Origin of the sequence: Salinigranum rubrum (assembly GCF_002906575.1) — an archaeon.
GTDB lineage: Archaea > Halobacteriota > Halobacteria > Halobacteriales > Haloferacaceae > Salinigranum > Salinigranum rubrum.
Map to the genome: position 1 here is coordinate 2977282 of NZ_CP026309.1, position 11840 is coordinate 2989121.

Here is an 11840-nt window from a genome sequence, read left to right on the forward strand (position 1 = left end):
CATCCGGTCCGATGAAACTCTTCTGATGCGCCGTGGCGGACCGCGTAGCTCCGCATGGGGCCTGTACGGGCGTTACACCGACTCACGCGCCGGTGAGAGGCGTTCGACCATCCCCGCGGGCGGGCGGTCGAACCGGTCGGGGTGGAGGGTCCAGGCGAACGCTTCGAGCGTGTCGACGAGGCGCGGACCGGGGCGGTTGACGTAGTGATTCCCGTCGACGACGTACACCCTCCCCTCGCGGACGGCCCGCAGGTCGTCCCACCCCGGACGCGCCGTGAGGTCAGAGAGCGTCTCCCGCGTGCGGTCGACGCCGAACCCACACGGCGCGACGACGAGCACTTCGGGGTCCGTCTCCCGAACGCGTTCCCACTCGACGGGACCCGACTCCGCGCCCGCGGTCCCGAGTTCGAACCGCCCGCCGGCGCATTCGACGAGTTCGGGCACCCAGTGGCCGCTCACCATCACGGGGTCGAGCCAGTCGAGCACCGTCGCGGTCGGCCGGTCGTCGTCGGAGGGGACGCGCGCACGGACGGCGTCGACCCGTTCGCGGAGGTCAGCGAGGAGGTCCGACGCCGCGTCCGCCCGACCGAGGACGCCGCCGAGCCTCTCGATGTCGTCGAAGACGTCGGCGAGCGAGTGGGGGTGCGTCGCGACGAGGTCGGCGTCGAGAGCGAGGTCCGCGAGCGTCCCCCGGACGACGCTCTCGTCGACGGCGCAGACGTCACACAGCCCCTGCGTGACGACTACGTCGGGGGCGAGGTCCCGGAGTCGGTCGGCGTCGAGGTCGTAGACGCCGCCCTCGGAGAGGGAGGCCTGGACCTCGTCGTCGATGGCGTGGCTCGACCCGTCCGTGTCGATGCGCGAGCGAACGACCGTCGGAGCCTCGCGGACGCGAGGCGGATAGTCGCACTCGTGGGTGACGCCGACGGGGTCGACGCCCAGCGCACAGCATATCTCGGTCGCAGAGGGGAGCAGCGAGACGACGCGCATGCGAGAAGCGAGGGGGTACGGAGTCAAAAGCCCACGGGCGCGGTCGCGGCTGCAGGCGCCGTCGGTGCGCGGTGCGGGTCGGCGCGCAGTGTCGTAATGACAACCCATAAACCCCGCTGCGGGACACAGTACGCGTATGCAGGACGACCTCGGCCCGCGGGGGGACCGCATACTCATCACGGGCGGGGCGGGCTTCATCGGGAGCCACCTCGCCGACGCGCTCGTCGCGGACAACGACGTGCGCGTCCTCGACGACTTCTCGGGCGGCTTCCGCGACCAGGTGCCCGACGAGGCGACGGTCGTCGAGGGCGACGTCCGCGACCCGGCGGTGCTCGACCGGGCGATGGAGGGCGTCGACGTCGTCTTCCACGAGGCCGCGGTCGTGAGCGTCCCGAAGACGGTCGACGACCCGTTCACCTCGAACGACGTGAACGTCACGGCGACCGTTCGGATCTTGGAGCGGGCACGCGAGGAGTCCGCACGCGTCGTCTGCGCGTCGAGCGCCGCCATCTACGGCAATCCGGACGGCGTCCCGATCACCGAGACGGCCCCGCTGGAACCGACCTCCCCCTACGGGATTCAGAAGCTGACGCTCGACCACTACACCCGCCTCTACCACGACCTGTACGACCTCGACACCGTGGTGCTCCGGTACTTCAACGTCTACGGACCGCGCGCGGAGGCCGGCGAGTACGGCGACGTCGTCTCGGTGTTCCTGCGGCAGGGGCGGGCGGGAGGCCCCATCACCGTCGAGGGGGACGGCGAGCAGACGCGCGATTTCGTCCACGTCGACGACGTCGTGCAGGCGAACCTCCGGGCGGCGACCACCGACGCCGTCGGCGAGGCGTACAACGTCGGTTGCGGGACCGAAATCACCATCTCGGCGCTCGCGCGGAAGATACGGGACCTGACGGGCGGCGACACGTCCATCGAACACGTCGACCCCCGCCCCGGCGACATCGACGAGAGCCTGGCCGACATCTCGAAGGCGCGGGAGCGACTGGGGTACGAGCCGACAATCGGGCTGGACGAAGGGCTCGAATCGGTCGTCTGAGGCGGCGTCCGGTCGGCGAACGGGGCGAGCGCGAACAGGGAGAAGCGGTTCGAGGTGATTCTGCGTGCGGGCGTCGACGAACGGAAAGTGCGCGTCGCTACTCCGCGCCGACGGCGACGAGTCCCTCTTCGACCATGGACTCCAGCGGGTTGTCGTCGACCGTGAGCGGGAGGTCGACGCGGCCGCGACGCCGAACCGACTCGTACGCGGCGAAGATGAGTTCGGTGCCCTTGAGCGCGACCGACGCGTCCAGCACCGAGTCGCTCTCCGTCCGGTGCGCGCGGATCACCTCCGCGATGGCCCGGTCGATGTGTGAGGGGTAGTCGACGCCGAAGAGGTCGTCCGGCACCCCCGGGACGCGCTGTGCGGCGAGGTCGAGCCCCGCGCGGAACTTCGAGGGCAGTGGGTCGCCCCAGACGTTCTCGTCGGTGTCGACCGCCTTCCAGCCCGACGTGTCGGACGACCGATAGCGGAGCGGCGCGCCGTCGCTCGCCCCCAGTTCGATGCGACCGTCCGTGCCCGACAGCGCGAGGTACGGGTCGATCAGGTCGCTCCCTCGACCCGTGGCAGCCAGCCCGTAGACGCCGTTCTCGTACTTCCACTGGGCGATGGCCTGGTTCTCGTTGTGCGTCCCGAACCAGCGGTTCTCCTCGCGGTAGTCGAGACCGGCGAGGACCCACTCGACGGCCGTCTCGTCGGTGTAGAACATCGAGAGGTCGAAGAGGTGTGTCCCGGCGTCGAAGAGGTTCTTCGTCGACCACTCGATGCGTCGAAGGTCGCCGATGGCGCCCTCGTCGAGGAGCGACTTCGCCTCGCGGAAGATGGGGCCGGTCCGTCGCTGGTGGTTGATCGTGAGCCGAATCCCGGCGTCGTCACAGGCGTCGGCCATCCGCCGGCAGTCCGCCCACGACGTCGCCATCGGCTTCTCGCAGTGGATGGCGTCGGGGATTTCCGTCTCCGCACAGCCGACGACGATGTCGGCGTGAATGGCCGGCGGGACGGTGACGCTCACGACATCCGGTTCGACTTCGGACAGCATGGTCTCGTAGTCCTCGTACACGCCTTTCGCGGAGATGTCGTGGGCGTCGGCGAACGCCTCGGCGTTCTCCCTGACGATGTCGGCACACGCGACGAGTTCGCAGCCATCGATACGCTGATACCCCGCCGCGTGACGGTACGCCATCGCGAAGCCGTCGCTGTCGGGGTCATCGGGGTCCGCACCGGTCCCCACGAGCGCGATTCGGTCTGTCATCTCTGCGGTCGTTGTGCTCGCAGGGTAATTGCTAACCACCGGTTAGGGGGACTGTCGGTCGCCGTCGGTGCGTCCCTCCGCCGGAGTGGTCCGTGGAGCGACCCCGAATCGTTCGGACGGAGTGAACGCCGAGACGGACGGGCGTTCCGACGTCGACGCTCGTTACAACCACGTTAACTAACCGAGGGCTCCGCCGTCGTACGACTATGTTCGCAGGCGAAGCCACGTCGTCGGAGGAGCCGACGGTGCTGGCGATGCCGGACTACCGCGAGTCGAACCCGTATCAAGCGGCGTTAGCAACGGCACTGGAAGGCGAGGGCGTCGACATCCGGACGGTCGACGGCCGCGGCCTCGTCGCGCCGGTCACCCGGGCCGTCCTCGCTGCCGGCCGCCCGTCCGTCCTCCACATCCACTTCCTCGCGCCGTACATGGTCGTCGAGAACGAACGAGCCGAATCGCTCGGTCTCGCCGAACTCCTGTCGGTCCTCTTAGGCGTCCGACTCCTCGTCGACCTCGCGGTGGCGTCGGTTCTCACCGAGCGCCTCGTCTGGACGGCCCACGACCTTCGGAACCACAAGGGCCGGGCGCTCGGGACGGAGCGCGCGCTCAAACACCTCTTCGTCCGCCTGCTCTGTGACGCCGTCGTCGTCCACTGCGACCGGGCGAAGGACGTGCTCGTCGAGACGTTTTCGCTCCCCGCAGGGACGAAGCGGAAGATGTGGACGGTCCCTCACGGCTCCTTCCTCGACGACTATCCGGACGAGACGACGCGTTCGGCCGCCCGCGAGGCGCTCGACCTGCCGGCCGACGCCACGGTACTTCTCTTCTTCGGGTGGATCCGAGCGTACAAGAACGTCCCCGAACTCATCGAGACGTTCGCCGAACTCGACCACGAGGACGCTCGGCTCGTCGTCGCGGGGAACCCGCGGACCGACGATATCGCGAGGCAGGTCCGCGACGCCGCAGCCGACGACGACCGGGTCGATCTCACGCTCGAGTTCGTTCCCGACGACGAGGTCCAGACGTACATGCGCGCGGCCGACGTGGTGACGCTCCCGTTCGAGACCGAAGAGCAGAGCCTGCTCACCTCGGGGAGCGTCCTCCTCGCGATGGGGTTCGAACGCGCGGTCGTCGCGCCGCGACTCGGCTGTGTCGGCGAACTGCTCGCCGCCGAACGGCCGCCGCTCGAACCTCATCGCGACGCGTTCGAAGCCCGGACGACCGATCGGGTGCTCACCGACGGCGGCGCGACCGGCGTCAGGCGCGTCGCTGGCGGTGTGGTCTACGAGAGAACGTCCGAACTGGGTGAGGCGCTCCGGACGGCACTGGACGCCGATCTCGGCTCGATGGGTGCGCGGAACCGCAGCTACGCCGAGGCGCTCCGGTGGGACGCAATCGCGGCGCGGACGCGTGCGGTGTATCTGGACGAGTGACGCTGGCGGCCCGGCGACTCGTCGACCGACGGATGGAGAGACGAGCGTCTCGAAGCCCGGTCGTTCGTCGGTTCGGGGTCAGAACGCGCCGGTCGGACTGGGGTCGGACTCGTCGGCGTCCGTCGGCCCCTTCCGAACTACGCAGCCGTGGTCGGCACTGGAATCGGCGAGCACGCCAACGATCAGCGACAGGCACCCGACCAGAAGGAGGCGGACGGACTGAGACACTCCGGGGCTCTCCTGTCGGGTACGCGTCCCACCGTCGGTTTCGAGACTGTCAGACGTCCCGTTCGTCACGCACTGGAGCAGATAGCCGACACCGACGGAGACCGCAAGGAGACTGCCGAGGAACGAGCCGAGCGCGATGGCACCGACGGTGCGATTCGTCTGGTGTCGGAGTCGCCACCGCCACCGTGAGAAGAGGAGGCCCGAGAGCCGTGGGATGAACGACGAGTACTGGATGGTGCTCTCCTCGTCCCCGTAGACGGCGGGGTGGGCGACGTCGGCGACGTCGTACCCGTCGGCGTTCAGATGGATGAGCACGTCGTTACAGAACCCGTAGTGGTCGAACAGGTCGTCGAACGAGAGCGAGTCCAGCGCTTCGTGAGTGATGGCCGTGTATCCGTTCTGGGGGTCTCTGAGCCGCCAGTAGCCGCTCGAAACACGGGTGAGCGCGGTGAGAAGCACGTTGCCGAACAGCCGCCACCAAGACATCTGCGAGACGTAGTCGAGTCCGGCGAGTCGGTCGCCCTTCGCGTAGGACACCTCCCCGTCGACCAACGGGTCGAGCAGGTGTGAGAGCATCGCGGGGTCCATCTGACCGTCGCCGTCCATCCGTGCGACGAGGTCGACGTCGTCGTCGAGCGCACGTCGGTACCCCGTCAGCGTCGCGGCGCCGGCACCCCGGTTCCGGTCGTGCTGGACCGGGACGACCACCTCCCCAGAGTGGACGGTCGGCGTTCGGCGCTCGTTCTCCCGCTCGGCGACGGCTGTTATCTCGTCCCAGGTGTCGTCGGTCGAGCAGTCGTCGACCGGGTAGATACGATCGACGTACGTCGGGATGCTTTCGACGACCTCGCCGATGAACTCTTCCTCGTTGTACGCGGGGATGACCACGCCGACCGTGTGGTCGCGGTAAGTCATTGTCTCGGCCCACGTCCGGTTCGGGGTGAAGTACTTCGACGCACGGCGGCGGCTTCCGTGTCAGGTCCGGGAACCGACGGCGCCGCCCCGCTACGAACGCGACCGGGGTCGGTGATCATATCGAACCGATCACCCGCGGACTGTCTCGCTGACAGTCGAGGGAAAGCGGAGGTGTACAGGGCTGATAGCATCTGTGTTTGTGTTCGCCGCCGTCCATGGCGGCGAGAGAATACACGAACCACGCAGGCTTCGTTATGAAAGTGATTAACGCGCGCGCCGGCTCACTATGGTGTGGTTTCACGTGTGACGACAGCGACGAAGCCGCCGAGAACGGTCGGCTCCGGCCGACGAACGCTCGCTCGCGTCGCGGAGGGAGCCAGGCCGTCGGGGAGCGGGAGGACCCGGAACTGTCACGGAATAAGTTCAACTTATCCGATATGAATCGGGCCGTCGACGGCAGTGACCGGTTCGCAACGCCGCCGCTGTCGCACGAGTCAGGACGTAGAGTCCGAGAAAACCCGTCCGCGAGTCGCTCGGTTCGGCGGACGCTCAGTTCGGCGGCTGTTCGACCGAGCGACGGGCCGCGTCCCGGTCGTCCTCCCCGGCGGTGCGAAGGAGTTCGACGATGCGCTCGCCCGCTCGTCCGTCGCCGAACAGGTCGGTCGCGCCGACCATCTCGTCGCGTTCGTCGCGGTAGACGGCCCGGAGCCGGTCACCGACGGTTTCGGGCGTGACGAGTTCGTTCACCCCGGCGTCGACGGTTTCGGGGCGCTCCGTGTTCGGTCGGACCGTGAGACACGGGACCTCCAGAATCGACGCCTCCTCTTGAACCCCGCCCGAGTCCGTCACGACGACGCGGGCGCTCGAGAGGAGTTCGAGGAAGTCGAGGTAGTCGAGCGGGTCGATCAGTGCGAGCGACCCGGAAGCGTCGAACCCGATACGGTCGACTGCGGCCTGGGTCCGCGGGTGCGCCGGCAGGACGACCGGGAACGACACGTCGTCGAGTGCGGTGAGAACCGTCCGGAGTCGGTCGTCGTCGTCGGTGTTACGAGCGCGGTGGACCGTCGCGGCGACGTACTCGCCGGGGGTGAGGTCGAGGCGGTCGAGGACGTCCGACTGCTCGTGGGCGACCTTGCTGTGTTCGCGGCACGCGTCGACGACGGTGTTCCCCGTCACGTGGACGTTCTCGGTGATTCCCTCCTCGGTGAGGTTCTGTGCGGCTTCCATCGTCGGTGCGAACAGGAAGTCGGCGACCCGGTCGGCGACGACCCGGTTCACTTCCTCGGGCATCTCGTCGTCGAAGCTCCGGATGCCCGCCTCGACGTGGCCGAAGTCGGCGTCGAGCTTGGACACGGCGAGCGCGGCGGAGAGGACCGCGTTCGTGTCCCCCTGGGCGAGCACGACGTCCGGCGACGTCGCTTCGACGTCGGCTTCGAGCGCGACGAGGGCCTCACCGGTCTGTTCGGCCTGGCTCCCGCTTCCGACGCCGAGCCGGACGTCGGGCTCCGGCAGGCCCAGCGTCCGGATGAAGCTCCCGCTCAACTCGGTGTCGTAGTGCTGGCCGGTGTGGACGAACCGCAGTTCCATCGAGTCCGTCTCGCGAATCGCCTTGATGACCGGTGCCATCTTGATCAGCTCCGGTCTCGTGCCGATTACGACTGTCACCAGCGACGACGCTGTGGAGGACGTAGCTCCCATCACCGCTTCAATGATGGGTAACGCTCTTAGTTAATGTTCCCGTATGCGTCGTCTTCAGCGGGTTATTTACGTGCTAGATAAGTCCCTGTAGCCGTGAGCCAGAACCAATGAGTAGCGTGTGCGTCCACGGCCTCGGCTACATCGGCCTCCCGACGGCAGCGATGTTGTCGAACTACGACTTCGACGTGATCGGATACGACGCCTCTTCGGAGGTCGTCGAACGACTGGACCAGGGACAGGTCGACTTCGAGGAGCCGGAGCTCCGGGCGTTCGTCGAGCGGTCGCTCGCGTCCGGTGACCTGACGGTGAGCGCCGAGGCGGTCCCCGCGGACTACCACATCATCTGCGTTCCCACGCCGTTGACCGACGAGCGGTCCGCCGACCTGGAGTACGTCCGCGCCGCGGGCCGGAACGTGGCCGAAGAGCTCCGACGGGGCGACACGGTCATCCTCGAATCGACCGTCCCCCGGGGACGACGGTCGACGTCCTCAGGCCGGTTCTGGAGGAGAGCGGGCTGACCGTCGGCGAAGGGTTTTCGCTCGCGCACTGCCCGGAGACCGTCCTCCCGGGGAACATCGTGCAGGAACTGAAGACGAACGACCGCGTCATCGGCAGCGCGAACGGCGGCGAACCCACGTCGGCGGTGCGGCTGTACGAGTCGTTCGTCGAGGGGGAGATACACACGACGGACGCGACGACGGCGGAGTTCGTCAAACTGATGCAGAACACGTTCCGGGACGTGAACATCGCGTTCGCGAACGAGGTCGCCCGGCGGTGTTACGAGGTCGGCATCGACTCCCGGGAGACGATCGAACTCGCCAACACCCACCCGCGGGTCGACGTCCTCCAGCCCGGTCCGGGAGTGGGCGGCCACTGCCTGCCCATCGACCCGTACTTCCTCGCCGACAGCTCCGAGGTCGACACGGACAGTCTCGTCCTCTTAGCGCGTGAGGTGAACGACTCGATGCGGACGCACGTCACCGACCTGCTCGAAGACGCGCTCGGCGACGTCGACGGGCGGTCCGTCGCCGTCCTCGGCGTCGCGTACAAGGGCAACGTCGGGGATATCCGCGAGAGTCCCGGCCTCGCGCTCGCCGACCATCTGACGTCGAACGGCGTCGACGTCACGCTGACCGACGCGCACGTGGACGACGAACACCTCCGGCTCGAACCGTTCGAGGAGGCGGTGGCCGGCGCGGACGCGGCGGTCATCGTGACCGACCACGACGAGTACGTCGAACTGACCCCCTCGGACCTCGACTCGCTCGCCACCCCGGTCGTCGTCGACACCAAGGGCGTCCTCGACCGGGAGCGGTTCAGACGGGCCGGCTTCGAGGTCTACCGAGTCTGACGCGCCCCACGACGTCAGCCGCGGACGGTCGCGGCCGCGTGTGTTCTCCTCTGCTCTCCGCACCGAGGGGACGCCCCTCGCTCCACTCTCCGTTCGTTCTCCCTCGCCGACCCGCTCACCCGCCGGTCGCTCGTCGCAGCGGGGGTCCGAACCCGACCGTACTGAGTCACGCCGCTGTCACGCCGCTAGTCGGGGTCGGCCGCCGCTCGACTCGCCGTTCTCCCGCCCCACCGCGCGCCGCGTCCGCTCGACAGCGGCGCGTCAGTCGCGGCCGACCGACGATGTGGACGCGTCCGACCGGCACCGGTCGATAACTTCCGTATAACGAAACCGCCACACCGAAAGTATCCGACACGATGGAACGCCTGTTACGTGCGCAGCCACCGGGGAGACCGCTGCCGAGCAGGTCCACGGTGGCACCGCACGCGGATGCGCCCGCGACCGACGGCGGACGAGCGTGGGCCGACGACGGACGCCCGAGCGGAACGAGTCCGCGGTCCGGGGTCGACCCGGGACCGAGGCGGAGGCACGAATACGAATGACAGGTGCCTCACCGGGCGTGTGGGTCGATCTGGCGAGCCCCTCGCACCCGTTCTTCTTCGCGAGCATCGTCGACGGACTCGACGGGCATCCGGTCACCACCACGGTCCGTGACAAGACCGAGACGGTGTCGCTGACCGAAGAGGTCGGGCTGGACTACACGGTCGTCGGCAAGGACTTCGATACGGCGGCGTTGCGTCCGCTGGGGCTGCCGCTGCGGACGGTCAAACTGGCGACGCAGGCACCCGACTGCGCCGTCTCGCTCTCGGCGCGGAACGGGATGTGTACGGTCGCCTCGAAACTGCACGGTATTCGCTCGATCCACTTCACCGACAACGACATCACGACCCACCGGGACACGCCGGTCACCGAGGACGTGTTCAACTGGCTGCGGGCGCGCTCGGACCACCACGTCGTTCCCGCCGCGTTCGAGACGAGCGAACTGACCGACTGGGGCGCGACTCCGGAGACGATACACACGTACGACGGGTACATGGAGGACGTGTACGTCGCGGAGTTCACGCCCGACCCGACGTTCGTCGACCAACTCCCGTTCGACGCCGACGAGTATCTCGTCGTTCGACCGGAGGCGATGACGGCCGCCTACGTCGACATCGAGCAGTCGCTCGTGCCGGCGCTGCTCGAACGCGCCCGGAAACACGACATCGGCGTCGTCTACCTCCCGCGCAACCGGGCGAACGACGCGTCGTTCGCGAACCCGTACGACTCGGCGGAGGTGTACGTGCCCGACGAACCGCTCGACGGGCTCCAACTCGCGTGGCACGCCCGGTGTGTCATGACCGGTTCCGGAACGATGGCCCGGGAGGCGGCGGCCATGCGGAAACCCGCCGTCTCGTTCTTCCCCCACACGATGCTCTCGGTCGATCAGGAACTGGTCGAGGCGGGTCGCGTCTTCCACTCGCGCGACCCCGACGAGATTTTCGACTACGTGACCGGTCTCGACGGCGACGCGGTCGAACCCGGACTCGGGTCGGCGATGGACGTCAGAGACGAAGTCGTCGGCGTCGTCGAGGGACTCATCCCGGACGAGGGGCCGTGACCACGACCCGTCGACCGCGGAGGGGGCGAGCCGAGAGCGGGGGGGACCCGGAGGCGAACCGTCCGCCGACCGACCACGACGACACACGATGACGAACCGAGACCGACCACCGCGGACACGAGGACACGGGACGTCGAGCGATGGCCCGACCGACGAGTTCCTGCTCGGACTGCTCGAATCGACGCTCGCGTACGCGCGGGAGCGCGACTACACGGGGTACGACTACTTCGACGGGATGAGCAGTCGGCTCCTCCGCTGGGCCCCGGTGGACAACAAGTGGGTGAACATCGCCGTCCAAGAGAGCATCAAGCGGGCGCCCGTCAACGTCCGGCCGCTGTTTCTCGTCGAGCAGCGGCAGAACTTCAAAGGGAGCGCGCTGTTCGCGATGGCGAACGCGACCGCACACGACCTGACGGGGAACCCGCGCTACCGGGAGGAGGCGACGGCCCTGGCGGACTGGTTGCTCGAACACAGCAACGACGACTACGCCGGCTTCTGCGGGGGACACACACACGAGATGCAACTCCTCGACGAGCGCCGTCCCGCGAACACGCCGAACGTCATCCCGACGTCGTACGCCGTGAAGGCGCTTCTCAGACTCGGCGCGGACCGGTACGTCGACGCCGCTCGGACCGCGGCGGCCTTCCTCGAAGAGGACCTCGACTACACCGAACTGGAGACGGGGGCCCGAATCAAGTACCAGCCCCAGTACAGCGGCGAGTTCTACACGCTCAACGGGGGCGCAATCGGGGCGCGGATGCTCCTCGACCTCTACGACCGGACGGGCGAGGAACGGCTCCACGAGCAGGCGACGGCGCTGTTCGACCACCTGACGACGAAGCAACACGCCATCGGCGGGTGGACGTATCGAGACCCGCCGTCGGCGTCGCATCTCTCGATGGACAACCACCACAACGGGTTCATCGTCGAGTCGTTCCTCCACTACCGGGAGGTCACCGGCTCGGACCGGTACGAGGAGACGCTCGACGACGCGCTCGCGTTCTACCGCGAGCGACTGTTCGACCCCAACGGGGCACCGAACTGGGACGAGGAGAGCAGCTATCCGAAGGACATCCACGCGGCGACCCAGGGGATACTCGTGTTTACGAAGGCGGGCGACCGCGAGTTCGCCCGGGAGATCATCGACTGGGTCCTCGGCGCGCTGTACGCGGGCGACGGACGGTTCTACTACCAGCGACGTCGGTTCTACACGAAGCGGTTCACGCTGATGCGCTGGTGTCAGGCCTGGATGGCGTACGCCCTCGCCGAGCATCTTTCGACGTCCGCGGAAATTTCAGTGGCAAATAATTAATTGGGTT

8 protein-coding genes and 1 pseudogene are annotated in these 11840 nt (G+C 67.9%); 5 read left to right on the forward strand and 4 right to left on the reverse strand.

Features of this window, described 5'->3' with window-relative positions:
* Positions 1-72: 72 nt before the first annotated feature.
* Positions 73-990 (reverse strand): cobalamin-binding protein, encoded by a 918-nt coding sequence (locus tag C2R22_RS14670; protein ID WP_103426421.1) that lies wholly within the window; start codon positions 988-990, stop codon positions 73-75.
* A gap of 136 nt (positions 991-1126) precedes the next feature.
* Here C2R22_RS14670 and C2R22_RS14675 point away from each other — a divergent pair, with 136 nt between their 5' ends.
* Complete coding sequence (locus C2R22_RS14675) at positions 1127-2044, forward strand: NAD-dependent epimerase/dehydratase family protein (RefSeq protein WP_103426422.1); 918 nt, start codon at positions 1127-1129, stop codon at positions 2042-2044.
* A 97-nt stretch (positions 2045-2141) separates the two neighbouring features.
* Here the strand turns inward: C2R22_RS14675 and C2R22_RS14680 are convergent, their stop codons facing one another.
* Positions 2142-3296: a Gfo/Idh/MocA family oxidoreductase gene (locus tag C2R22_RS14680; protein ID WP_103426423.1), complete on the reverse strand. Its 1155-nt coding sequence runs from the start codon at positions 3294-3296 to the stop codon at positions 2142-2144.
* 206 nt (positions 3297-3502) lie between these two features.
* Here C2R22_RS14680 and C2R22_RS14685 point away from each other — a divergent pair, with 206 nt between their 5' ends.
* A complete protein-coding gene (locus C2R22_RS14685) occupies positions 3503-4729 on the forward strand; it encodes a glycosyltransferase (RefSeq protein WP_103426424.1) in 1227 nt (408 codons plus the stop codon).
* Between the two features lie 78 nt (positions 4730-4807).
* Here C2R22_RS14685 and C2R22_RS14690 read toward each other — a convergent pair whose 3' ends face one another.
* Positions 4808-5872, reverse strand: a complete 1065-nt coding sequence (locus C2R22_RS14690; RefSeq protein WP_103426425.1) for a glycosyltransferase family 2 protein — start codon at positions 5870-5872, stop codon at positions 4808-4810.
* 549 nt (positions 5873-6421) lie between these two features.
* Positions 6422-7537, reverse strand: a complete 1116-nt coding sequence (wecB, locus tag C2R22_RS14695; RefSeq protein WP_245902776.1) for a non-hydrolyzing UDP-N-acetylglucosamine 2-epimerase — start codon at positions 7535-7537, stop codon at positions 6422-6424.
* Between the two features lie 140 nt (positions 7538-7677).
* On the opposite strand from wecB, the pseudogene C2R22_RS14700 reads away from it, so the two are divergent.
* The 3 genes and pseudogenes from C2R22_RS14700 to C2R22_RS14710 all read left to right on the forward strand — a co-directional run bounded on the left by C2R22_RS14700 (position 7678) and on the right by C2R22_RS14710 (position 11833).
* Positions 7678-8921: pseudogene (locus C2R22_RS14700) on the forward strand (nucleotide sugar dehydrogenase).
* Positions 8922-9459: 538 nt separating this feature from the next.
* On the forward strand, positions 9460-10521 hold the full coding sequence (locus C2R22_RS14705) for a DUF354 domain-containing protein (protein ID WP_103427693.1): 1062 nt from the start codon (positions 9460-9462) through the stop codon (positions 10519-10521).
* A gap of 88 nt (positions 10522-10609) precedes the next feature.
* The gene (locus tag C2R22_RS14710) at positions 10610-11833 is read left to right on the forward strand and encodes a glycoside hydrolase family protein (RefSeq protein ID WP_245902777.1); all 1224 of its coding nucleotides are present in this window, start codon (positions 10610-10612) and stop codon (positions 11831-11833) included.
* Positions 11834-11840: the final 7 nt, after the last annotated feature.